Source organism: Mesorhizobium loti (assembly GCF_003148495.1).
GTDB classification, from domain to species: Bacteria; Pseudomonadota; Alphaproteobacteria; order Rhizobiales; family Rhizobiaceae; genus Mesorhizobium; species Mesorhizobium loti.
This window is the reverse complement of sequence record NZ_QGGH01000018.1, coordinates 55,923-77,479: the sequence shown is the minus strand read 5'-3', so window position 1 is coordinate 77,479 and position 21,557 is coordinate 55,923. Positions and strand designations below refer to the sequence as shown.

The window sequence follows — 21,557 nt, the reverse complement described above, 5'->3', positions numbered from 1 at the left end:
ACCGGTTTTGGGACAACGGCATGGATAAGACAGGGTGATCACGGATGGAGAATTCACGTAACGCAAAGTGCGTCTTTTACCTACCCAAGGGCGCATTTCAGGACTAACCATATGGCTATGGACGCGCGGGAATCGACCGGTACGGCTGGGCAGATGCCAGTGGTGGTTGCCCGTTCGCATGACCGTAGCACGGTGAGCCGTCTAAGGGCCGCGTTGCGCCTATCCGCTCTCTCTGTGCTCATCCTCGCAACTTTGTTTGCCGGCGGCTTCGGCTGGTTCGCCAACAAGGTCAGTCACCTGACAACGCCCGCCAACCCGGCCAAGGCAGACGCGATCATCGTGCTGACCGGCGGCCAGTCCCGCCTTGATGCCGCGATGGATCTGCTGGCGTCCGGCAAGGGCGAGCGGCTGCTGATCAGCGGTGTGCATCCTTCCGCCAGCCGTCGCCAGTTGCAGGCGGCGACCGGTGGTGACGTCAGGCTGTTCTCCTGCTGTGTCGACATCGACCGCGCTGCGCTCGACACGATCGGCAATGCCGAGGAAAGCGCCAAATGGGTCGAGAGCCATGCCTATGGCACGGTGATCCTCGTCACCAACAATTATCATATGCCGCGCAGCCTGCTTGAGATGGGCCGGCTGCTGCACGGCGCCAAGCTCGAGCCCTATCCGGTGGTCAATTCCAACCTCGACAATGGCGGCTGGCTGACCAAGCCGCGGGCCTTGCGGGTGCTGTTCACCGAATACAACAAATATTTGCTGGCGCTGGCGCGCGGCATCGTGCCGGTCAAGCCGACGCCCAACGGCATCGCGCTGGCCGAAACCGCGGCCGGCGGCTGATCATTCCCCTGCGGCGGCGCCTGAATTCCCCTTGAGACGTGCGATCTCCTGTTCAAGTCGCTCGATGCGCTTGTCCCTCTCGCCGAGTGCGGCCGCCACGTCGGCTGCCTCGAACCGTTGCGGGATATGTTGCGGGCAATTGGCGTCCCAGGTCGAGACCGTGAACAGGATGACCTGCTCGGGGCGCGCCTTGTAATCCTGCGGCATCAGCTTCGCCATCAGTTCGGCATCGTTCTCGACGACGCGCGCAGTACCCCAGAGCTTGATGCGCTGGCGGTGCATGTAGTCGATCAGGAACAGGAAGGCCTGCGGATTGTCGGCCAGATTGCCCTGCGTGATGAACTGCCGGTTGCCGGCAAAATCCGCGAAGCCGATCGTGTGTTCATCCAGCACCTTGAGGAAGCCGGCAGGCCCGCCGCGATGCTGGATATAGGGCTGGCCATCGCCATTGGCCGTCGACAGGAAGACGCTGGTCTGCATCTCGATGAAGGCGGCAAGGTCAGGGGTGATGACAGCTTGCCAGCCGCCACGCTCCTCGACTCGGGCATAGGATTGGCGTGAGCCCTTGCGGGCCTGGATCGCCTTGACCGTCGGCGTGAAGGCGACGTCGCTGGTGAAAGCATGCGCGTTCATCAAAATCCTCCTTGCGGAAAGGTGCTAAAGCCCGAGTTCCGACAATGTCAGGTGATCGTCCGGCCGCCGGCCGTGCGGCCAGTGATACTTGCGATCAGCCGCACCGATCGGCAGGTCGTCCATGCTGGCGATGCGCAGAGGCAAGCGCGACCCGTGCCGGACGGGGGCCGGCGGACACCACCGGCCCTGTCCGCATTCAGGCAGCATCGCGGGCGGAAACAACCGGAAAATCGATCTCGGTCCGGGCAACCTCGTTGATATAGTTGGTCCAGACGTTCAGCGCGACGTGCTGGACGATCTCGATGATCTGCCCGTCATCATAGCCCGCCAGCCTTACAGCGGCGAGGTCTTCATCGCCGACGTGCCCGCGGCTTTGCGCAACCTTGGCGGCAAAACGCACCGCCGCGGCCGCCTTGGGATCCGTGGAACCGCCATGGCGGTTGGCGATCATCTCGGCGTCGTCGAGCTTGGCGAGATTCTTGCCGAGGTAGCTGTGCGCGGAAAGACAATAACTGCAGCCGTTGATCTCGGCGACCGCCAGCGCGATGCGCTCGCGCGTCGGCGCCGGCAGCCGGCCCTTGGCCAGCGCACCCGACATGCCGAGATAGCCTTCAAGCGCGGCTGGACTGTTGGCGACCATCCGAAACAGGTTCGGCACGACACCGAGCTGTTTTTCCACGGCCTGCAGCATGGGCTGCGCGGCTGCGGGAGCGGCGGCGATGGACGAAGGCGTGGCGATGCGGGGCATGAGAACTCCTCTGGATTTGCCAGTCCTATATGAGCCCTTCCATCTTGCGGATGTAGATGCCATAATTGTAACCTATCCTTCCAATTTCTGGGAAAACCATGGATCGCCTCGAAGCCATGTCCCTTTTCGTCGCGGCAGCGGAATCCGGCAGCCTTTCCGCTGCTGCGCGTCGTCTGGGCACTCCGCTGGCGACCGTCAGCCGCAAGGTCTCCGAGCTGGAACGGCATCTCAAGACACGCTTGTTGAACCGCTCGACACGGCGCCTGACGCTGACCGATGCGGGCGACGCCTATCTTGCCGCCTGTCGTCGCATCCTGGAGGACGTCGGAGAGGCCGAGCGTACCGCGGGCGGCGAGTATAGCGCACCGACAGGCGAGCTGATCATCACCGCGCCGATCGTTTTCGGCCGCCTTCACGTGCTGCCGGTCGTCACTGCCTTCCTCGCCGCGTACCCGAAGGTGGATATCCGCCTGACGCTCGGCGACAGGATAGCCCAGTTGGCCGAGGACCATATCGACCTCGCCATCCGCATCGGCCGGTTGCCTGACTCGCGTATGATCGCGACCAGGGTCGGTTCGATCGGGCATGTCGTGTGCGCAAGTCCGGCGTATCTGGCCGAGCACGGGGCGCCGAAAACCCCGAAAGACCTCGAAACGCATAGCTGCATCACCTTTGAGGGCCTTGGCTCGCTCGCCACATGGACTTTCGCGGTGGACAAAGCTGACGTTCCTGTCCCTGTCCGTTCCAGGCTCCGGGTCAACACCGCCGAGGCAGCGATTGATGCGGCGACCGCAGGTGTCGGGATGACGCGCGTGCTCTCCTACCAGATCGTCGCCGCCGTACGCTCAGGGATATTGCAGCCCGTGCTCAGGGATTTCGAACCTGAACCTTGGCCGGTGAACCTGGTGCATGCCGGCCAGGGCCGGCTGCCAGTGAAACTACGCGCCTTCCTGGACTTTGCCGGCCCGCGCCTCAGGGAACGTCTGGCGCAGGCGACCTGGTAGATGAGCCGCATTGTACCGTTTCCTTTTTGCGCCTGCTTGGTGTAACCAACGCACACCTCCTCACCGGGCCTCCCCCCAAATGCTCTATTTCAGATCGCTGACGTTCAATTTCGTCTTCTACGTCAACCTGATCGTCCAGATGATCCTCTGGACCCCCTATTACTTCCTGTCGCCCCGTCACCGCGCCTGGTTCGTGCCGAAATTCTGGTCGCGCACCTCGATGTGGCTCTATGACAAGATCGCCGGAACGAAGAACGACATCACCGGCCAGGAAAACCTTCCCGAAGGCTCCTTCATCCTGGCGCCCAAGCACCAGTCGTTCTGGGATGCGATCGCCTTCTTCCCCTTCCTTCAGGACCCGCTCTACATCCTGAAGCGCGAGCTGACCTGGATCCCGTTCTTCGGCTGGTACATCATGAAGATGCGCATGATCCCGGTTCACCGCGGCAGCCGCTCGAAGGCGCTGAAGGCCGTGGTCGCCGCGACCAAGGAGGAGATGGCCCGCAATCCCCGCCAGCTCATCATCTATCCCGAGGGCACACGCCGGGCGCCGGGCGACGAGCCGGCCTACAAATACGGTATCGTCGAAATCTACACGCAACTTGGCATTCCGGTGGTGCCGGTCGCACATGTTGCCGGTCTCTATTGGCCGCGTCGAAAATTTCTGCGCTACCCCGGCACCGTGAAGGCGCGTTTCCTGCCGCCGATCCCACCGGGACTGGGCAAGGACGAATTCATGGCCCGGCTGATCGGTGAAACCGAGGCTGCCTGCGACCAGTTCCTGATTGATGCGGCACGCGGCCCGAACCCACCTGCCTTGCCGCCGACAGCGATGAAAAGGCTGCAAGAGTTGGACGCGGCTGCAAGAACCAAAGTCTGAACCGGAAGTCTCCGGCCGGCAGTTCTCAGCCGAACACGGCCAGCGCGGTGGTCAACACCAGCGTTGCGGCAAAGACCAGATTGATGATCCGCGATGCCGCCGGCCGGCGTAGGAAGCGCGCGAACCCAGCCCCCGCGACGAGCCACAGAGCGTGGATGGCAACGATCATCAGGGCAAGAACCGCCAGCTTCAGCCATAGACCAAGCTCAGCGGCGCCCTGTTTCGACGAGGCGCCGGCGAACACCGCGGCGATCGCCACATAGGCCTTTGGATTGGCGATCGCGAGAAGAAACCCAGCCAGCCATGTTGGTCGCGAAGCCTCGGCGGCGCGCGCCGCCAGCGGCGGGGCCGTGGCGATCTTGAAGGCGAGATAGAGGATGTAGGCCGCGGAAGCGACAGCCAGCAACGGCGCCAGCTTCGGCACCGAATGGAGCACCGCCATGACCCCTGTCGCGACGACCAAAAGCACGGCGATCGTGCCCAGGATGATCCCCCAGGCATAGCCCAGCGAATGGCGCAAACCGAACGCCGCGCCGACGGCGGTGACGCTTATCGTTGCCGGTCCCGGGCTGCCCATGACGACGGCAGAGGCAAGCACCAGAGCGAGCAGCTGACGCCAAAGGTCCGGCTGCGAAAGAAGCGGCTCAGTCATCTCACCCTCTGCCTTGCCCCGTGCGACGGAGGCTATGGCAAGACAAGAGGGTCGTCTTGGACGTTCGTGCGAGGAGCGGCCGCCGAAAACCTCAGCCGCTCGCTCTGTCGAGTTCGGCCATGTCGGCGCCGCTCAGCTTCAGCGACGCCGCCTTGATCAGGCTGTCCATCTGCTCGGGCTTGGTGGCGCTGGCGATCGGTGCGGTGACGCCCGGCCGCGCGATTGCCCAGGCAAGCGCCACCTCCGCCTGCTTGGCCGAATGCCTGGTCGACACCGCGTCGAGTGCGGCAAGGATGCGCATGCCGCGCGCGTTGAGGTAGTCTTTCACCCCACCGCCACGCGGGCTTTGACCGAGATCGGCCTCGCTGCGGTATTTGCCGCTGAGAAAACCCTTGGCCAGGCTGAAATAGGTGATGACGCCGATGTCCTCGGCCACGCACAGATCGCGCAGCGGCCCGTCAAAGGACGAGCGATCGTAGAGATTGTATTCCGGCTGCAGCACCTCGTAGCGCGGCAGGCTTCGCAGGCTCGCCACATCAAACGCGGCACGCAACTGGCCGGCGTCGAGGTTCGAGCAGCCGGCATAGCGGATCTTGCCCTTGGCGAGCAGCTTCTCGTAGGCGCCAAGGGTTTCCTCATAGGGCGTCGTCGGGTCCGGCCAATGCGACAGATAGAGGTCGATGACATCGGTCTGCAGCCGCTTCAGCGATGCATCTACGGCCTTTTCGATGTAGGCGGCGGACAGGTCCTTGTGTCCTTGCCCCATATCCGAACCGACCTTGGTGATCACCACGACCTTGTCACGATTGCCCCGGTCTTTCATCCACTTGCCAATGATGGTTTCCGACTCACCGCCCTTGTGGCCAGAGACCCAGCGCGAATAGGCGTCCGCCGTATCGATAGCGTTGAGGCCGGCCCCGACGAAGCGGTCGAGCAGGTCGAACGAGGTTTTCTCGTCGGCGGTCCAGCCGAAGACATTGCCGCCCAGAACCAGCGGCGCGATGGACAGGTCGGTGCGACCGAGACGGCGTTTCTGCAAGGCGTATCTCCAGGATGATTGGGGTGGGCGAATGCGGCCCACTGGCTGAGGTTCGAAGCCTAACTAGGTCTTGCCTGATCGAGGTCAAAGGCCTGGCCGCCTTTTTCCGCAGAGCCAGCTTCACAAAGGCGCGACCTGCCTGGCGACATCCTCCAGCCAGTGGTCGCGGATGCCCAGCGCCTTGAGATGCTCCAGCGTGCTGAGCACATAATCTTCGTTGATGCCGGATTGGCCGACGGCACCGCGCACCACCGCCGCCGCATGTGCCGCATCGAGCGCGCCGGCATATTGCTCGTGCTGGCGGTCGACGATGTAGGTCACCGCTTCGACCGTGCGGCCGCTGTCGAGGCGAACCTTGAGCATACGCTCGAGATAGACATTGGTGACCAGCTCGCGCTCGCGCAGATAGGTGATGACCTCGTCGCGCAAGCCGCCGGGAACGCGGAACGCCAGGCCGATGCAGGAGCCGCCGCGGTCGAGGCCGAGTACCAGCCCCGGTCGTTCACGCGTGCCGCGATGCACGAAGGAATAGACGCAGAGCGACCGGCGATAGCCGTGCAGACGGGCGCGTTGTGTCTCGACATGCGCGAAACCCGGCCGCCAAATCAGCGAACCATAGCCAAACACCCAAAAATCGCCCATATCGCCGCGCCTGATTGCAAAAGAATGGCAGCACCACAGGGAATCGGTGTTTTTTCCGCCCTTCTCTGTCTACCTATTCGTCTCTGTCTACCTGTTGTTGGCGGAATCGACTGTCCGTCCGCAACACCCTTGCGTTAACGAGAGCCAAAGCATGACGTCAAGTGACGAACGCCAGCCGAGTAACAACGGTCGCCGCCTGTTCTGGCTTGCAGCGTTCATCGTCGTGCTGTTCGCCGTCTACAGCGGCGGCTGGTTCTATCTGGCTGACCGGGTGAGGACCGAGGCCGACAAGGCGGTCGCCACGCTGAACAAGACTGGCGTCGAAGCCGGCTGCGCCAACCTGCAGGTCAGCGGCTATCCCCTGAGCTTTAGCGTCTCCTGCGACAACCTGGCCTACGAGGACGATGCCAAAAACATCGCCGCTTCGGCCGGCAGCTTCAACGCAGCCGCCCAGATCATCCAGCCTCTGTCACCGGTAGCCAATCTGCGCGGTCCGCTCAGGACCTCCGTTCCGGACATGGTGCCGCTCTGGATCGACTGGGACAATCTGCAAGCCAACGTCAAATTGTGGTGGCCGCTACCGCAGCGGATTTCTCTGGAGGCGGAGGGCCTGTCCGGCCAGACCGATCCAGCCGACGACACCGATCCGATGCAACTGTTCAGCGCCGGCAAGGCATCAGGTCAGTTGCAGCCGAACGGCGGAGATATCGACTATATCGGCAGTTTTGGCGATCTCGAGATAGATCCCGACGCGATCGGCGGGCGCGTGCTGCCGGCGCTCGATGCCAGCGGCGACGTCACGCTGAAGAACGGCGTCGCGCTGATCGGCACGCAAGTGAAAAGCCTGCGCGGCCAGGCGATCGAAATCCGCAACCTCGACCTGTCGTCGGGCACGGCGCGCATCACCGTTTCGGGACCGCTGTCGGTCGATGCCGAGGGCCTTATCAACGCCGATCTGATGATCAGGCTGAAGGATCCGAAGGCGGTGGCGGCGATCCTCGGCGCCGCCATACCCGAGCAGAAAAGCCAGATCGAGCAGGGCTTTGCTGCCTTGGCGGTGCTCGGCAACGAACCGTCGATGCCGCTGAAGGTGGTCAAGGGCAAGGCCTCGCTCGGCTTCATTCCGCTGGGCAAGATCAAGCCGGTGGAATAGCGTTGCCATGGCAAGACCCGTGAGGTTGCTGAGTGTTGGCGCACTGACGTTGGACACCATCCTGCGTGTCGAGACACTGCCCATGCATCAAGGAAAGTTCATCGCCTCCGACGGCGTCCAGATCGCCTCGGGCATGGCGACGAGCGCTGCCTGCGCGGCCCACCGCCTGGGTGCCGAGGTATCGCTGTGGGCGAGTGCCGGCGACGATGCCGTCGCCGACCAGCTCATCGCCGGCATCGAGGCCGAGGGCGTCGATTGCACCTTTGTGCGCCGCGTCAGAGGCGCCCGCTCGGCGCTGGCCTCGATCCTGGTCGACGCGCATGGCGAGCGCATCATCGTGCCGTTCTATGACAGACTTGCCCACGCCGATCCCGAAGCCTTGCCGGTCGCTGACCTCATGGCATTCGACGCCGTACTGGTCGATGTCCGCTGGCCGGGTGCGGCAGCACTTGCCCTGAAGGCGGCCCGCGCCATGGGCCGTCCGGCGATCCTCGATGCCGACACCGCACGGCTGGAGGTCCTGGAACAGCTGTTGCCGCTCGCCACGCACATCGTCGCTTCGGAGCCGGCGGCGCGCATTGTCTGCGGCCAGGCGCTCGATCCGGAAACGGCTTGCGCCGATCTCGCCAGCCGCACCGACGCCTTTGTCGCGGTGACCGGCGGCGCGGCGGGGAGCTGGTGGCACGACCGTTCCGCAGGCTGTGTACGCCATGTCGCGGCGCCGAAAATCAAGGCCGTCGACACGTTGGCCGCCGGCGATGTCTTTCACGGCGCCTTCGCCGTCGGGCTGGCGGAAGCCATGCCGGTCGAGCAGGCTTTGCGCTTTGCCAGTGCGGCCGCCGCGCTCAAATGCCTGCGCTTCGGCGGCAGGCTGGGCGCGCCGGACCGCGCCGAGACTCTGGCCATGGTCGCTGCGACCTGGCCGACATCCCGACAAGGCTAAGGGAGCTGAGATTCAGGTCAGGCCGAGTCGAAAATGGCTGAGACCGAGAACCGGAGCGGAGCGTACTTGAAGTACGTGAGCACAGTTCTACCGCGACGCGGTGGAACGGGGAAGCGCAGGTATCCGCCATTTGCAGGCCGGCCTCACCTGAATATCAGCTCCCTTTAGGGTGCTCGACCGCCTGACGGCCAAAATCGGGCACGTCGATGTCCTGGCCGGCCTCGATGATCGAGCGGCGCACGGCGCGGGTGCGGGTGAACAGGTCGAAGAGTTTTTCGCCATCGCCCCAGCGGATCGCGCGTTGCAGCGACGCCAGATCTTCCGAGAACCGCGCCAGCATTTCGAGGATGGCGTCCTTGTTGTGCAGGCACACGTCGCGCCACATGGTCGGGTCGGAAGCGGCAAGGCGGGTGAAGTCGCGAAAGCCCGAAGCCGAATATTTGATCACTTCGGATTTGGTCACCGACTGCAGATCATCGGCGGTGCCGACGATGTTGTAGGCGATGATGTGCGGCAGGTGCGAGACGATGGCCAGCGTCATGTCGTGATGCTGAGGGTCCATCGTGTCGATGTTGGCGCCGCAGCGCCGCCAGAATTCCGACAGCCTCTCCAGCGCGTCCGGATCGGTGTCGGGCACCGGCGTGAAGATGCACCAGCGATTGTCGAACAGGTCGGCGAAACCGGCATCGGGGCCGGATTTTTCGGTGCCCGCCAGTGGGTGACCGGGAATGAAATGGACGCCGGCCGGCACATAAGGCTGCATCTGCGCGATGACCGATGCCTTGGTCGAGCCGACATCGGTGAGGATCGCGCCCGGCTTCAGCGCCGGCGCGATTTCCTCGGCGACCGCGCCGGATGAGCCAACCGGCACCGAGACGATGACCAGATCGGCATCGCGGACCGCTTCTCTCGCATCGGTCGTGTAGGAATCACCCAGCCCAAGCTCCTCAGCCCGCGCCAGCGTCGCGGCGCTGCGGGTGGAAATGGCGACGTGACGGGCGAGGCCCTCGCGGCGGATGACGCGGGCCAGCGACGAGCCGATCAGGCCGATGCCGACCAGCGCGATCTTTTCAAACATCGGTGATGTCATGGTGTTCTAGCTTTTCAGGAATGTCGTGAGAGCGGCGACAACGCCGCGATTGGCCTCTTCAGTGCCGACGGTCATGCGCAGCGCGTTGGGAAAGCCGTAGCCGGAAACGCGCCGCAATATATAGCCGTGCGCCGTCAGATAGTCGTCCGCCGCCGCTGCGGAATGTTTCTTGTCCTCGGGAAAATGAATGAGGATGAAATTGCCGACGCTGGGCGTCACCCGCAAACCGAGCCCTGTCATCTGTTCGCTCAGCCAAGCCAGCCAGGTCTCGTTGTGCGTCACGCTGCGCTCGACATGAGCGCGGTCCCGGATCGCGGCGATGCCGGCCTCGATCGCCGTCGCATTGACATTGAAGGGCCCCCGCACGCGGTTGATGGCGTCGACGATGTGCATCGGCGCATACATCCAGCCGATCCGCGCACCGCCGAGGCCTATCTTGGAGAAGGTACGGGTCATCACCACGTTCTCGGCGCTGCTGACCAGCTCGATGCCGGCTTCATAGTCGTTGCGGCGGACATATTCGGCATAGGCCGCGTCGAGCACCAGAAGCACGTGCCTGGGCAGGCCGGCATGCAAGCGGCGCACCTCCTGGAACGGCACATAGGTGCCGGTCGGGTTGTTGGGGTTGGCGAGGAACACGATCTTGGTGCGCGGCGTGACGGCGGCCAGGATGGCGTCAATATCGGCGCGCTCGTCTGTTTCCTTGATCGTCACCGGAACGGCGCCAGCCGACTGGATGTAGATTTTGTAGACCATGAAGGCGTGTTCGGTGATGACAGCCTCGTCGCCGGGCGCCAGATAGGTCTGTGCCAGCAGGCCGAGGATTTCGTCGGAGCCATTGGAACAGATGATGTTCTGCGGGTTGAGGCCGTGCACCTCGGCGATCGCTTCGCGCAGCCGCCTGGCGGTGCCGTCGGGATAGACGTCGAGCTTGCCGGCAATTTCACGCGCGGCTTCGATCGCCTTCGGCGACGGACCGAGCGGGTTCTCGTTCGAGGACAGCTTGTAGACCTTGGCGACGCCGGCAGGCGCCGTGCTCTTGCCCGGCACATAGGCGTCGATGTCCATGATGCCCGCGCGCGGGGTTGGACGTGCCTTGTCCGGTGTCTGGCTCATGTCGCAAAATCCGTCGAGAACGCTTCCTGAGGGAAGCCGCAGCGGAAATACAAGCCGTGGCCCGCAATGTCGAGAGGTGACAGCCACCGGACCAAGGCTGGCCGTTGACGCCGGCGCGCCACAGCCGTAGAAGAGGTGCGAACTTCCGTGGTGATTTGGCCGGTCGGCTTGCAGCCACGTTAAACAACTTGCTAAAGGGCCGTTTGCATCCTGTAACCGGCTTTGCGACTGCAATGCCGGTTTTTTGTTGTCCGCGACCGGCCGGACATCGGCATCGATTTTCGAAAGCGCGGTGCCGTGGATTCAAAGTGTGAGATGGATGTCATGGCCGTTCTGCGCGCCCGCAAAACCAACAACGAGGCCGACCAACCGTCGAGCCCGGTTTTGCGTTTTGGCTCCGACAAGCCGCTCAAGCTGGATGCCGGCACACTGCTGTCGCCGTTCCAGATCGCCTACCAGACCTACGGCACGCTGAATGACGCTCGCTCCAACGCCATCCTCGTCTGCCATGCGCTGACCGGCGACCAGCATGTCGCCAGCACCAATCCGGTGACCGGCAAGCCGGGCTGGTGGGAAGTGCTGATCGGCCCCGGCAAGATCATCGACACCAACCGCTTCTTCGTCATCTGCTCCAACGTCATCGGCGGTTGTCTGGGGTCCACCGGACCGGCCTCGACCAACCCCGCCACCGGCAAGCCCTATGGGCTCGACCTGCCGATCATCACCATCCGCGACATGGTGCGCGCGCAGCAGATGCTGATCGACCATTTCGGCGTCGAGAAACTGTTTTGCGTGCTCGGCGGCTCGATGGGCGGCATGCAGGTGCTGGAATGGGCGTCGAGCTATCCGGAGCGCGTCTTCTCGGCGCTGCCGATCGCCACCGGCGCGCGCCATTCCTCGCAGAACATCGCCTTCCACGAGGTCGGAAGGCAAGCTGTCATGGCCGATCCGGACTGGCATGGCGGCAAATATTTCGAGCACGGCAAACGCCCGGAAAAGGGCCTGGCGGTGGCGCGCATGGCCGCCCACATCACCTATCTGTCGGAAGCCGCCCTGCACCGGAAGTTCGGCCGCAATCTGCAGGATCGCGAAGCGCTGACCTTCGGCTTCGACGCCGACTTCCAGATCGAAAGCTATCTGCGCCACCAGGGCATGACCTTCGTCGATCGCTTCGACGCCAATTCCTACCTCTACATGACGCGGTCGATGGACTATTTCGACCTCGCCGCCGATCATGGCGGTCGGTTGGCCGATGCCTTCGCAGGCACCAGAACCCGCTTCTGCCTGGTGTCCTTCACCTCGGACTGGCTGTTCCCGACCGAGGAGAGTCGCTCGATCGTGCACGCACTCAACGCGGCCGGCGCGTCGGTTTCCTTCGTCGAGATCGAGACCGACCGCGGCCACGATGCCTTCCTGCTCGACGAGCCGGAACTGTTTGCCGCCATCAACGGCTTCATCGGATCGGCGGCCCGGGCGAGAGGGCTCAGCGCATGACCCCGAAAAATTGCAGACTTTTCGGATCGGGATCATGCGCCAGGCAGGAGGCGAAGCCATGAGTGTCAACCGCGACCAGCGCGTCGACCTCGAGGTCGTCGCCAACCTCATCCCACCGCAGTCGCGCGTGCTCGACGTCGGTTCCGGCGACGGCTCGCTGCTCGAACTGCTGCAGGACACCAAGCAGGTCGACGGCCGTGGACTGGAGCTGTCGCAGCGCGGCGTCAACGAATGCGTGGCGCGCGGCCTCTCGGTCATCCAGGGCGATGCCGACAAGGACCTCGAATTCTATCCCGACAAGGGCTTTGACTTCGTCGTCCTGTCGCAGACGCTGCAGGCAACCCGCAATCCGAAGCTGGTGCTCGACGAACTGCTCAGGATCGGCAACCGCGCCATCGTGTCCTTCCCCAATTTCGGCCATTGGCGGGTGCGCCTGTCGCTGTTCATCCAGGGCCGCATGCCGGTGACCAAGGACCTGCCCTATTCCTGGTACGACACGCCCAACATCCACTTCTGCACCATCCGCGACTTCGTCAATCTGTGCGACGAGCTCGGCGCGACCGTGGAGAAGGCGACGGCGCTCGACGCCAATGGCCAGAAGATCGGCCTGTCGATGCCGTGGTGGTTCTGGAATTTCTTCGGCCAGCAGGCCGTGTTCTTGCTGAAGCGGTAGCTGTGTTCGCCATGCATCTCTTTCGTAGGCGCCCTTTGCCTGTTGAAATCCCTTCCGACATCCTGGCTGGGTTAAAAGCCGGGATTCTCATCTGCACCTCACCACGCAGTGGCAGCAACCATCTCGCCGGGTTGATGGCAACCGCCGGGCTTGGCAATCCTCTGGAATGGTTCGGCGGCCGCCGTGTTCTCGAATTGCCGAACTATCCTCGCGATCCCCGTGCTCAGGTTTTGCGTGCATTAAAGGATGGGCGATCTCCCTCCGGAATTTATGCAGTCAAACTCTTTGCAAGCCAGTTTTCCCAGGTGGCCAAGACTGTGGACCTCCCAGCCAGCCTTCCAGGACTGCGCTATGTCCGCTTAACCCGCCGCGATCTCCTTGGTCAGGCAATTTCTTGGGCACGCGCTCGTCAGACCGGTCGATTTCGCTCCACTGAGGCTGCTCAGAACTCACCACGCTATGACGGCGCGGCGATCGCGGAGGCGCTTGAAAAAATCATGCTGGAAAATCTGGCCTGGGACATTTGGCTAGCAAGAAACGGATTGTCTTTCCTGTCATTGACATATGAGGAACTCTTGGCAAACCCACGGGCCAGCCTTGTAAAGGTCGCGCATCTGGTTGACGCCGAAATCACATTTGAATCTACATCAGGCCCCAATTCTGGTCTCGAGATCCAACGGGACACCGTCAATACGGAATGGAGGGAACGCTTCTTGTCGCAGTATTCCGACACCTCAAAGTTCCAGGCCAGAAATCACCGCGGGTCCGGCTTTCTTTGAAATCCGGGCTGGCGCTCCGATTTGATCAAAGAGGCAACATGCAAGATTATGTGGGACAATGGAGCGTTTCACGAAAGGCTGTCGCTCGATAGGCAGAGGTTGCTTTACTTTAGGTTGCGGCGGATATAGCCACCTAGACGATGAATGGTCAGTGCAGAGATGGTTGAAGAACGCGTAAGATATTCACTCGTTGTGGAAATGGAAAACGCCAAGTCCATCGACTGGGACGAGATCGGCGTTGGACTGAAGGCCTTGGCGCGGGAAATCGTAGCTGTCACTGATCTCGGCCTGGCGCGACCGAAAGTTGTTATTTCTCATGGTGGGCATGAGTCGGATGCAGACGCGCTGCTTCATAAAATCACGGCTGAAGCACCGCAGCTGGGTCAAGTTTCCGACCTCGTCTTCACAGCGTTCCCTGGCGGCCGATACTACGACCTGAAGAACAATGGCGTACTGGCAACGGACGGAAGCATCGTCATCTTGACCGATTCCGACGTCGTGCCGGAACCAGGCTGGCTGTCAGCTTTGCTGAAGCCATTTGAAGATCCAAAAATCATTTGCGTAAACGGATACACATATCTTTCGCACGATGATTTCTTTTCAAGAACGTTTGCCCTGATCTGGTTTTTCCCGATGGCTCATGGCGATGGGCGATTTGCCTCGAAGCGGGCGATGAACGCCAACAATGTAGGGTTTCGACGCGAATGGATCGTCAGCCATCCTTTCCCGAAACACAATGGCTTCAAGGTTTCCTGCACGTTGCTGATGCGCGAACTGCTGCGCGAAGGCCACAAAATTCATAATGTCAACGCACGCGTCTACCACTACTCACCCCGGGGCTGGCGGTTCTTTTACTGGCGTGCCTTGGTTACCGGCCGCGACGCCGACCGGAAGTTCGTGGCGCTCAATTCGGCTGGCCGTACGCAACGGGTGGCCAAGTCCGATGGTTCACCATGTCGTGGCGCACGACACGACGGATTGTCGGCCATGCCCGAGAGACAGGGATGCCGCCTTGGCAAATTCCATTTTCCCTGATTGTCGGTCAGGCATTTTATGCCCTGGCGTTTTGGGGCCAGTTCAGTTTCGCCGCCGGCATTGTTCGTGACGAAATCGAGATCGTGCCTGACTATGTCGGGCACAGCTAGGCGCCTTTCCCGATCCCTGAATCACGCTTCTAAGCTCAATTGGTCTGGGACCGTCGACTCTTCCAGAACATCCGTCGCCTTGTGCGGATGTTCGACGCCGTCAGCGAACACCACATCGGACACCGAATACCCGTGCGCAGCGCCAGTATCGCCTGGTAGGCTGGCGAATTGTACCAGCCATGCACGTGCTGCCGGTCGGGAAATTCGATGATGATCAGGTGGCCCGGCCAGTCGTTCTCGATCACCTCCACATCGCCGCCATGAACCAGAAAACGGCCGCCGAAAGATTCCAGTGTGGCATCGATCCTGTGCAGATATTCGACGATCTGCGGACCCATTGTGGCCTGGCGCATATGGGCAACGGCGTAGGCGGTCATGACTGTACTCCCTTGTCATCGAAGCCCGAGTTGCCGGCCTCGCAAGGGCAATCTGACCAAACGCCGAGTGCAAAGCGATTACGTCTGAGGTAATGGAGTGTATGCTATCCTGTCGCGGCGGGTCGCTTCCATGGTGATTCGCGAGTCTGCGCGGCAGTGCTGTTGCAATTGGAACGCTAGCAACGGGAATTCGTTATCTCGCGCGGGTTGAGTGCTGGCACGGTGGGTGACACAGGAAGCTGTTTTTTGTAGCGTCGCGTCGAAGATGATGACCGGAAAGGAAAAGTCCGATCCATTCGACCGTTCTGAAAATCGAAAAGTCCTGGATAGACGCGCAGTCCTGCGCAGGAAACAGCTGACACGACATGGCCGGGATCATCGAAGACGCACCTCTCATCACGGTCATAACGCCGACCCACAATCGGCGCGAGACGGTGTTGCGCGCCGTGGAAAGCGTGCTGTCCCAGGGCATGCCTAGGCTTGAGCACATTGTCGTCGACGATGGCTCGACCGATGGGACCGAGGCGGCGCTGGCGCGCATCCAGGATCCGCGGCTTATCTATGTCGGCGCCAAATGGCGAGGCGCCAACGCCGCCAGGAATGCCGGCATCGAGCGAGCGCGCGCGCCGGTGGTGACCTTCCTCGATTCGGACGACGTCTACCTGCCGCACCGACTTGAAGGGACCCTGGCCTTGTTCGATGACAATCCCGCACTTCAGGTGCTGATCAGCTCTTTTGTCTCCCTGAAGGGCAACCGTGCCACCAACTGCGTCAATCGCGATGCATTCGTGAGCCCGACCATGCTGGAACGCACGCTGGTCGCGCAGACGATCTTCATCGCCGGCTCCGCGATAACCGCCCGCCGCGAAGCCTTGCTGGGCATTGGCGGCTACGATAGCGACATCACCCGGATGCAGGATCGGGAATTGCTGCTGCGGCTTTCCCGTCGCTATGGCGCGCGTTTGTCCGAGGACATCGATTGGACGAAATACAATTCGGAAAACTCGATTTCGGGCCGCCGTGACGGTTATGTCGAAGCCTATGCGAACCTGATGGGCAAACACCCGCACATTGCCCACGCCTACCCGCACATTCCGCCCTACATGATCTCGCGGCAGATCATCGCCGATATCCTCAGAGGCCGGATACCAGAGGCATTCAAGGGCTACATGGCCAATCGCGAGTCGAAAGCGCTCGGCTACTCGCTGCCGGAGCTGATGCACGGCTATGTCCATGGTCGACGCTGGCGCCGCGATCTCTACAATGAGTTCCGCGACAAGTTTGGCGCCCGGCCGGCCTAATTGCATGTCGCCCAAAAGTGTCCAGCGGTTTTGGGACAACGACATGCACCAACAGTCCGGCAAGGCTCACCGGTCGAGTTCGGGAAAATACGGATCGGACAAGAACCGCCTGTCCCGCTCGCCTTGCAGACAATCGATCGGCGCGGCCGCGTCGACGGGGATGATCCTGTCCCGGATGCCGCTCACTTCGAGGATCAACTTGCGCCGGATGGCTGTCGAGAATTCGGCCGCCGCGTAAATCGGCAGCACGAAGGAACCGGGTCCTCCGATCACGCATTGCGCATAATACTGGTCGAGATGGCTGAAGGTTGGCGACGGGCTGATCAGGATCGGCAGTCCGTTGATGACTATGCCTTTGGCGATTGCCGCATCACGCGTCGCGGTGACCGGCGGCCCTATATTGTTTGGACCATCACCGGAGATATCGATGACGCTGCGTTCGCCCTCGAAAGAGGTGCGATCGAAAAGCTCGGTGCCGAAGACCAATGCACCGGAAATCGATGTGCCGCGGAAGCTCCGGAACGGGCGGGCCGCGACCTTGTCGGCAAAGCTGTTGGCGCTCTCGGCGCTGTCGATGATCTGCCAGCCGATGACCGCGTCATCGCGCACAGTGCCGGCCCATTCGAAATAGGTGAGCGCGATGCGGCCCGTGGCGCCGGCGCGGACGGCCCGGATGAAATCGGGATGCCGCAGCGCCTCGACATAGCCGGCGCGCTGCAGGGCGAACTCCTTCTCGTCCATCGACAGCGAGATGTCGACCGCCAGCACCAGCTCGACGTCCACAGGCAGCGCATCCGTCGGCGAGGCGGCGGGCGCGGCCTGGGCGCAGGCAAGACAGGCAAGCAGGCGCAGAGCATCAAGCATGGCCGTCGCAGGGTTGTTTCTCCCGGAGAGCTTCCCTCGCGATCACGGCAAAATAAAGCTTTGCGCCGGCAATCCGGATATCGGCCTATGTCTTGCGGCGGGCGCCGGCTGGCGGCGGTTCGATAGCACCCGCCCTGATGCGAGCAGGTTTCAGCGCCGGCGCGCCGGAATCGTTGACGATCGTCAACGCACGCGGAAAGAACTGATTGTTGTGCAGGCCGCGTCCGATGTTGAGGATCGCGGCGTCAGGCAAACGCTTCTCCAGCATCGACAGCACGCGCCGCAGGGAGGGCCCGTCGAACGCATCCATGGCTTCGTCGATGATCACCCATTTCGGCTGCCGCAAGGCGAGCCTGGCGAAGGCCAGCGAGCGCTGTTCGTCATCGCCCAGTTCGTGATCCCAGCGTCCGGCGCGATCGAGCGACGACGACAGCCGTTCCAGACCAACCTCGGCGAGCACCGCCGAAATGTCGGCATCGCTCGCCGGCGCAGCTCCGTTCGGGTGATCGAGGACCTCGCGCAACGTACCGGCCGGGAAATAAGGGACGCGCGGCACGAATATGAGGGTTTCTCCCGCCGGCAGGCCGATCCGCCCCCTTCCCCATGGCCACAGGCCGGCAATGGCGCGGAAGAACAGCGTCTTACCGGCGCCCCGGTCGCCGGTGATCATGACGCGCTCGCCGGCACGGATTTCGACATGCTGGTCGGCGAGCTTGGTGCAGCCCTCCGGCGAAGCCACTTCGAGCGTCTCGAAAGTCATGCTGCCATTGGCGTTTTCACCGAAGACGATGCGCTTTTCCGTGTCGTGCAGCACATCGGTTTCATCGAGCGCGATGCGGAAGTCGGCGACGCGCATCAGCGTGGCGCGCCAATCGGCAATGCTGCCGATGTTGTTGATGAACCAGCGCAGGGACGAGTGGACCTGGTTGAAGGCACCGACCGCCATCATCAGCCCGCCAAAGCTGATATCCCCTGCGAAATAGACCGGCGAGGCGACCAGGATGGGTGCCACGACGGTGATCCAGCCATAGGTGTCGGTCACCCAGGATAGGTTGATCTGGGCGGTGTAGATGCGTCGCATGGCGCCCAGCACCGTGCCGAGGTCGAGTTCAAGCCGTCGCCTGGCGTCGGCCTCGCCATGATACAACGCAATGGCATCGACATTCTCATTGACGCGCACCATCGAGGAGCGCAGCTCGGCTTCGCGTGTATAGCGGTCGCTGTTCAGGCGGATGAGCGGGCGTCCGACCAGCCAGCTCAGCCAGGAAGCGATGCCGGCATAGAGGATGGCGGCCCAGACCATGTAGCCCGGTATGGCGAGCGACGTTCCGCCGATGTGGAACACGAAGCCCGAGGACAGCTCCCACAGCACGCCGACGAAGGACACGAGCAGTATGCACGACTGCAGCAGGCCGACGCCGAGATCGGTCGACAGGTCGGACAGATGCGCGGCGTCCTGCTGCATGCGCTGGTCGGGATTGACGCCGATGGCGCCGGCATTGGCCAGCCGGAAGGCGCGCGCCGGCCGCATCCACTGGTCGATCAGGTCCAGCGTCAGCGCCTCGCGCAGCTTGAGCCTGATCATCTGGTTGAGCCAGGTCTGGCCGATGTTGAGCACCAGAAGTCCACCGGCTATGGCCGCAAAGACGAGAAGCTGGTGCAGGAAGGCCGCCATGTCGCGGCGCGCAAGCGCATCGTAGAAAGGCTGATTCCAGCGGTTGAGCAGAACCTGGCCGATCGACGTTGCGATGATGACGGCCATGATACCGACCGATGTCCAGAGCAACCACTTGCGAACCGGCGACCCCGCCAGCGCCCGCCTGATCGTCGCCACCTGATCGCTCAGGCTGCTGGCTTCGACCGCCACGGCAACCGGCTGAGCGGCGGCGGCATTGCCCGGTTGATCAGCCATGGCCGAGATCCTTGCGTTCAGTGCTGAAGCCGGTTGGTGAGACTTGAAGGCCTCCGTCGTTCAAATGGGCTGCCAAATAGGCTGTCAGTCCGCTTGCGACAGATAGGCAGGGAAATGGCCTCAGGCACTCTCGCCGCGATCACGAAGCCGTCACCCGCGCAACCGATGGCTTGGTGTCCCCGGCCTCATTGCGACGGCCAAGCCGGGTGGCGCCATGCGGCGACAGCACTGGCACGAAGACACGGCGCGAGGCGCGCTGGGCGACCGGCACGCCTTGATAGAGCCGCTTCTGCGCCTCGACGACGATGACCCCGGAAAAGATCGGCCACAGCCGCCGGCCGGCGCGCTCCAGCACATTGTGGAACCGCATCATGAAACGGCGCCGCGATGGCGGAAAGAACAGCGCATCGGACCAGGCGGCGGGCGTGAAATTCGCCTCACGCAGCAATTCGGTGAGCTGGCCGCGCGAAAAAGGCCGGCCATTGCCGAACGGCGTGTGCTCGAAGCGCGCCCAGACGCCGCGCCGATTGGGCACGACGATGACCACCCGGCCGGCCGGCGACAGCACACGCCAGATCTCATTCAGCGTCTCCCGCGGGTTTTCGACATGTTCGAGCGAATGGACGAGCAGCATGCGGTCGATGCAAGAATCGACCAGCGGCAGTTCCTCGTCGAAGACCAATGCCGTCGCCGTCGGCCCTGTCGCCGGCCACACCACGGCGCCTTGCGTTGCCGGCATGAAGGCGAAGACCCGCTCGGCGTCGGTGCCGAACCGCTCCAGCCACGGCAAGGTGTAACCCAGACCAACCAGCCGCTCGTTGGGTACGGTTGCCCATATCGACGACAACGCCATGGTGATCGAACGCTCGGCGAACCGGCCGAGCGTTGTCGAATAGAACGAGCGAAGATCGACGATGTCGGAATGCATGGCAAGGATGTAGCCGCGATATCGGCGGGTTTCAACAAAAGGCCTCGATGGGCCCGACATTCCGGGAATGACATTCAACATCCTGGGATGACATCCGCGCGCCAGCACCCTATGTCTGCGGCGACAATGGAGACATGCGATGCCGGTCGAAATCGAACAGTTCATGTGCCGCAGCGACAATTTCGGCGTGCTGGTGCATGATCCCAAAAGCGGCCAAACCGCGATCATCGACGCGCCCGAGGAGGCACCGATCCTGGCCGCGCTCAAGCGCACCGGCTGGACGCCAACGATGATCCTGACCACGCATCATCATGTCGATCACGTCGAGGCCAATCTGGCGCTGAAGGAGCGCTTCAAATTGCGCATCGTCGGCCCGGAAGCGGAGAAGGCAAAGATCCCCGGCATCGACGAACCCGTCGAAGAGGGTTCCGTCGTTCATCTCGGCGATGAGCGGATCGAGGTGATCGCCACGCCCGGCCACACCGCCGGCCACGTTTCCTATTATTTGCCGGCGTCGAGTGTGGCGTTCACCGCCGACACGCTGTTTGCGCTGGGGTGCGGGCGGCTGTTCGAATGCAAGCCGCCGGTGATGTATGATTCGCTGAAGAAGCTGGCTGCACTTCCGGCTGAAACGGTCATTTATTGCGGCCACGAATACACGCTCTCCAACGCCCGCTTCGCGCTGAGCATCGACCCGACCAATTCGGCATTGAAGGAACGCGCCGCCAAGATCGAGGCGCTGCGCACCGCCGACAAGCCGACACTGCCGACGACGATCGGCGAGGAACTGTCGACCAATCCCTTCCTGCGCTGGCACGATCCGGCGATCCGTAAGCATCTCGGGCTGGAGAAAGCCTCGGACGCCGAGGTTTTTGCCGAAATCCGCAAGCGCAAGGACAACTTCTAGAGCATCGACCATGACCAGCTCCGCCGAAATCATCGCGACGCTCGGTTTGAAACCGCATCCGGAAGGCGGCTGGTACGCCGAGACCTTTCGCGACGGCGCGGGCGGCGCGCGCGGCCATTCGACCGCGATCTACTTCCTGCTGGAACAGCATCAGGTTTCGGCCTGGCACCGGGTCAAGGACGCCGCCGAGGTCTGGCATTTCCACGCCGGCGCCCCGCTGGCGCTGGCGATGTGGGAAGAAGGCAGCGCCGTTGTGGAGCAGGTGCTCGGCATCGATCTCGCAGCCGGCGAGCGGCCGCAGATCGTCGTGCCGGCAGGCTGGTGGCAATCGGCGCGCAGCCTGGGCGAATGGACGCTGGTCGGCTGCACCGTCGCACCGGGCTTCGAGTTTGCCGCCTTCGAACTGGCAGCACCCGGCTGGCAGCCGAAACAAACCTAAC

The 21,557-nt window shown here is 62.7% G+C and carries 22 protein-coding genes, 2 pseudogenes and 1 riboswitch; of the genes and pseudogenes, 12 read left to right on the top strand and 12 right to left on the bottom strand.

Translation table 11 applies throughout. The annotated features are described in order from the left end of the window. The first annotated feature begins 111 nt into the window (after positions 1 to 111). A complete protein-coding gene (locus C8D77_RS33165) occupies positions 112 to 837 on the top strand; it encodes a YdcF family protein (protein WP_109671635.1) in 726 nt (241 codons plus the stop codon). On the opposite strand, the gene C8D77_RS33160 is transcribed toward C8D77_RS33165, so the two are convergent. From C8D77_RS33160 to C8D77_RS33150, 3 genes and pseudogenes are all read right to left on the bottom strand, one after another. Further along, positions 838 to 1,470, bottom strand: a complete 633-nt coding sequence (locus C8D77_RS33160; protein WP_109671634.1) for a pyridoxamine 5'-phosphate oxidase family protein — start codon at positions 1,468 to 1,470, stop codon at positions 838 to 840. It abuts the gene before it with no gap. Positions 1,471 to 1,494: 24 nt separating this feature from the next. Next, a pseudogene (locus tag C8D77_RS37875) lies at positions 1,495 to 1,608 on the bottom strand (DUF1348 domain-containing protein); the annotation flags it as partial. A gap of 58 nt (positions 1,609 to 1,666) precedes the next feature. Beyond that, positions 1,667 to 2,218, bottom strand: coding sequence for a carboxymuconolactone decarboxylase family protein (locus tag C8D77_RS33150; protein ID WP_109671632.1), 552 nt, complete (start codon positions 2,216 to 2,218; stop codon positions 1,667 to 1,669). 98 nt (positions 2,219 to 2,316) lie between these two features. Between C8D77_RS33150 and C8D77_RS33145 the strand changes: the two genes are divergently transcribed. Further along, on the top strand, positions 2,317 to 3,222 hold the full coding sequence (locus C8D77_RS33145) for a LysR family transcriptional regulator (RefSeq protein WP_109671631.1): 906 nt from the start codon (positions 2,317 to 2,319) through the stop codon (positions 3,220 to 3,222). A 79-nt stretch (positions 3,223 to 3,301) separates the two neighbouring features. Then, entirely contained in the window at positions 3,302 to 4,102 is an 801-nt protein-coding gene (locus C8D77_RS33140; protein ID WP_109671630.1) for a lysophospholipid acyltransferase family protein, read from the top strand. A gap of 25 nt (positions 4,103 to 4,127) precedes the next feature. Here C8D77_RS33140 and C8D77_RS33135 read toward each other — a convergent pair whose 3' ends face one another. The 3 genes from C8D77_RS33135 to C8D77_RS33125 all read right to left on the bottom strand — a co-directional run bounded on the left by C8D77_RS33135 (position 4,128) and on the right by C8D77_RS33125 (position 6,435). Continuing rightward, entirely contained in the window at positions 4,128 to 4,754 is a 627-nt protein-coding gene (locus C8D77_RS33135) for a LysE family translocator (protein WP_109671629.1), read from the bottom strand. A gap of 91 nt (positions 4,755 to 4,845) precedes the next feature. Then, positions 4,846 to 5,793: an aldo/keto reductase gene (locus C8D77_RS33130; protein WP_109671628.1), complete on the bottom strand. Its 948-nt coding sequence runs from the start codon at positions 5,791 to 5,793 to the stop codon at positions 4,846 to 4,848. A gap of 120 nt (positions 5,794 to 5,913) precedes the next feature. Beyond that, a complete protein-coding gene (locus C8D77_RS33125) occupies positions 5,914 to 6,435 on the bottom strand; it encodes a gamma-glutamylcyclotransferase (RefSeq protein ID WP_109671627.1) in 522 nt (173 codons plus the stop codon). 151 nt (positions 6,436 to 6,586) lie between these two features. Here C8D77_RS33125 and C8D77_RS33120 point away from each other — a divergent pair, with 151 nt between their 5' ends. Further along, a complete protein-coding gene (locus C8D77_RS33120; RefSeq protein ID WP_109671626.1) occupies positions 6,587 to 7,588 on the top strand; it encodes a DUF2125 domain-containing protein in 1,002 nt (333 codons plus the stop codon). A gap of 7 nt (positions 7,589 to 7,595) precedes the next feature. Beyond that, positions 7,596 to 8,531 carry a sugar kinase gene (locus C8D77_RS33115; protein ID WP_109671625.1) on the top strand — a complete coding sequence of 312 codons (936 nt, stop codon included), beginning with the start codon at positions 7,596 to 7,598 and terminating at the stop codon, positions 8,529 to 8,531. Positions 8,532 to 8,685: 154 nt separating this feature from the next. On the opposite strand, the gene C8D77_RS33110 is transcribed toward C8D77_RS33115, so the two are convergent. Continuing rightward, positions 8,686 to 9,621 carry a prephenate/arogenate dehydrogenase family protein gene (locus tag C8D77_RS33110; protein ID WP_206532373.1) on the bottom strand — a complete coding sequence of 312 codons (936 nt, stop codon included), beginning with the start codon at positions 9,619 to 9,621 and terminating at the stop codon, positions 8,686 to 8,688. A 6-nt stretch (positions 9,622 to 9,627) separates the two neighbouring features. Continuing rightward, positions 9,628 to 10,737, bottom strand: a complete 1,110-nt coding sequence (gene hisC, locus C8D77_RS33105; RefSeq protein WP_109671623.1) for a histidinol-phosphate transaminase — start codon at positions 10,735 to 10,737, stop codon at positions 9,628 to 9,630. Between the two features lie 137 nt (positions 10,738 to 10,874). Further along, positions 10,875 to 10,952, top strand: a riboswitch (SAM riboswitch). Between the two features lie 109 nt (positions 10,953 to 11,061). On the opposite strand from hisC, the gene metX reads away from it, so the two are divergent. The 4 genes from metX (at position 11,062) to C8D77_RS33085 (ending at position 14,718) form a co-directional block, all read left to right on the top strand. Then, entirely contained in the window at positions 11,062 to 12,231 is a 1,170-nt protein-coding gene (gene metX / locus C8D77_RS33100) for a homoserine O-acetyltransferase MetX (RefSeq protein WP_109671662.1), read from the top strand. A 58-nt stretch (positions 12,232 to 12,289) separates the two neighbouring features. Then, complete coding sequence (gene metW, locus C8D77_RS33095; protein ID WP_023757246.1) at positions 12,290 to 12,904, top strand: methionine biosynthesis protein MetW; 615 nt, start codon at positions 12,290 to 12,292, stop codon at positions 12,902 to 12,904. Further along, the gene (locus C8D77_RS33090; RefSeq protein WP_146211851.1) at positions 12,853 to 13,683 is read left to right on the top strand and encodes a Stf0 family sulfotransferase; all 831 of its coding nucleotides are present in this window, start codon (positions 12,853 to 12,855) and stop codon (positions 13,681 to 13,683) included. The genes metW and C8D77_RS33090 overlap by 52 nt, the downstream gene beginning before the upstream one ends. A gap of 144 nt (positions 13,684 to 13,827) precedes the next feature. Next, a complete protein-coding gene (locus tag C8D77_RS33085; RefSeq protein WP_245951946.1) occupies positions 13,828 to 14,718 on the top strand; it encodes a glycosyltransferase family 2 protein in 891 nt (296 codons plus the stop codon). A 131-nt stretch (positions 14,719 to 14,849) separates the two neighbouring features. On the opposite strand, the pseudogene C8D77_RS33080 reads toward C8D77_RS33085, so the two are convergent. Then, positions 14,850 to 15,205 (bottom strand): annotated as a pseudogene (locus C8D77_RS33080) (DUF1330 domain-containing protein). Positions 15,206 to 15,570: 365 nt separating this feature from the next. Between C8D77_RS33080 and C8D77_RS33075 the strand changes: the two are divergent. Then, the gene (locus C8D77_RS33075) at positions 15,571 to 16,506 is read left to right on the top strand and encodes a glycosyltransferase family 2 protein (protein WP_109671621.1); all 936 of its coding nucleotides are present in this window, start codon (positions 15,571 to 15,573) and stop codon (positions 16,504 to 16,506) included. A 66-nt stretch (positions 16,507 to 16,572) separates the two neighbouring features. Here C8D77_RS33075 and C8D77_RS33070 read toward each other — a convergent pair whose 3' ends face one another. The 3 genes from C8D77_RS33070 to C8D77_RS33060 all read right to left on the bottom strand — a co-directional run bounded on the left by C8D77_RS33070 (position 16,573) and on the right by C8D77_RS33060 (position 20,210). Then, complete coding sequence (locus C8D77_RS33070) at positions 16,573 to 17,370, bottom strand: DUF1194 domain-containing protein (protein WP_109671620.1); 798 nt, start codon at positions 17,368 to 17,370, stop codon at positions 16,573 to 16,575. An 85-nt stretch (positions 17,371 to 17,455) separates the two neighbouring features. Further along, a complete protein-coding gene (locus C8D77_RS33065) occupies positions 17,456 to 19,282 on the bottom strand; it encodes an ABC transporter ATP-binding protein/permease (protein ID WP_109671619.1) in 1,827 nt (608 codons plus the stop codon). Between the two features lie 139 nt (positions 19,283 to 19,421). Further along, the gene (locus C8D77_RS33060) at positions 19,422 to 20,210 is read right to left on the bottom strand and encodes a class I SAM-dependent methyltransferase (protein ID WP_109671618.1); all 789 of its coding nucleotides are present in this window, start codon (positions 20,208 to 20,210) and stop codon (positions 19,422 to 19,424) included. Positions 20,211 to 20,349: 139 nt separating this feature from the next. Between C8D77_RS33060 and gloB the strand changes: the two genes are divergently transcribed. Together gloB and C8D77_RS33050 are read left to right on the top strand one after the other, a co-directional pair. Further along, entirely contained in the window at positions 20,350 to 21,117 is a 768-nt protein-coding gene (gene gloB, locus C8D77_RS33055) for a hydroxyacylglutathione hydrolase (protein ID WP_109671617.1), read from the top strand. Between the two features lie 10 nt (positions 21,118 to 21,127). Beyond that, complete coding sequence (locus tag C8D77_RS33050) at positions 21,128 to 21,556, top strand: cupin domain-containing protein (RefSeq protein ID WP_109671616.1); 429 nt, start codon at positions 21,128 to 21,130, stop codon at positions 21,554 to 21,556. Position 21,557 lies beyond the last annotated feature (1 nt).

What these genes read in the sequence shown, in the direction of transcription:
- C8D77_RS33165 (WP_109671635.1), top strand. Translation starts at nt 112, where the DNA reads ATGGCTATGGACGCGCGGGAATCGACCGGTACGGCTGGGCAGATGCCA.
- C8D77_RS33160 (WP_109671634.1), bottom strand. Translation starts at nt 1,470, where the DNA reads ATGAACGCGCATGCTTTCACCAGCGACGTCGCCTTCACGCCGACGGTC.
- C8D77_RS33150 (WP_109671632.1), bottom strand. Translation starts at nt 2,218, where the DNA reads ATGCCCCGCATCGCCACGCCTTCGTCCATCGCCGCCGCTCCCGCAGCC.
- C8D77_RS33145 (WP_109671631.1), top strand. Translation starts at nt 2,317, where the DNA reads ATGGATCGCCTCGAAGCCATGTCCCTTTTCGTCGCGGCAGCGGAATCC.
- C8D77_RS33140 (WP_109671630.1), top strand. Translation starts at nt 3,302, where the DNA reads ATGCTCTATTTCAGATCGCTGACGTTCAATTTCGTCTTCTACGTCAAC.
- C8D77_RS33135 (WP_109671629.1), bottom strand. Translation starts at nt 4,754, where the DNA reads ATGACTGAGCCGCTTCTTTCGCAGCCGGACCTTTGGCGTCAGCTGCTC.
- C8D77_RS33125 (WP_109671627.1), bottom strand. Translation starts at nt 6,435, where the DNA reads ATGGGCGATTTTTGGGTGTTTGGCTATGGTTCGCTGATTTGGCGGCCG.
- C8D77_RS33120 (WP_109671626.1), top strand. Translation starts at nt 6,587, where the DNA reads ATGACGTCAAGTGACGAACGCCAGCCGAGTAACAACGGTCGCCGCCTG.
- C8D77_RS33115 (WP_109671625.1), top strand. Translation starts at nt 7,596, where the DNA reads ATGGCAAGACCCGTGAGGTTGCTGAGTGTTGGCGCACTGACGTTGGAC.
- C8D77_RS33110 (WP_206532373.1), bottom strand. Translation starts at nt 9,621, where the DNA reads ATGACATCACCGATGTTTGAAAAGATCGCGCTGGTCGGCATCGGCCTG.
- hisC (WP_109671623.1), bottom strand. Translation starts at nt 10,737, where the DNA reads ATGAGCCAGACACCGGACAAGGCACGTCCAACCCCGCGCGCGGGCATC.
- metX (WP_109671662.1), top strand. Translation starts at nt 11,062, where the DNA reads ATGGCCGTTCTGCGCGCCCGCAAAACCAACAACGAGGCCGACCAACCG.
- metW (WP_023757246.1), top strand. Translation starts at nt 12,290, where the DNA reads ATGAGTGTCAACCGCGACCAGCGCGTCGACCTCGAGGTCGTCGCCAAC.
- C8D77_RS33085 (WP_245951946.1), top strand. Translation starts at nt 13,828, where the DNA reads ATGGTCAGTGCAGAGATGGTTGAAGAACGCGTAAGATATTCACTCGTT.
- C8D77_RS33075 (WP_109671621.1), top strand. Translation starts at nt 15,571, where the DNA reads ATGGCCGGGATCATCGAAGACGCACCTCTCATCACGGTCATAACGCCG.
- C8D77_RS33070 (WP_109671620.1), bottom strand. Translation starts at nt 17,370, where the DNA reads ATGCTTGATGCTCTGCGCCTGCTTGCCTGTCTTGCCTGCGCCCAGGCC.
- C8D77_RS33065 (WP_109671619.1), bottom strand. Translation starts at nt 19,282, where the DNA reads ATGGCTGATCAACCGGGCAATGCCGCCGCCGCTCAGCCGGTTGCCGTG.
- C8D77_RS33060 (WP_109671618.1), bottom strand. Translation starts at nt 20,210, where the DNA reads ATGCATTCCGACATCGTCGATCTTCGCTCGTTCTATTCGACAACGCTC.
- gloB (WP_109671617.1), top strand. Translation starts at nt 20,350, where the DNA reads ATGCCGGTCGAAATCGAACAGTTCATGTGCCGCAGCGACAATTTCGGC.
- C8D77_RS33050 (WP_109671616.1), top strand. Translation starts at nt 21,128, where the DNA reads ATGACCAGCTCCGCCGAAATCATCGCGACGCTCGGTTTGAAACCGCAT.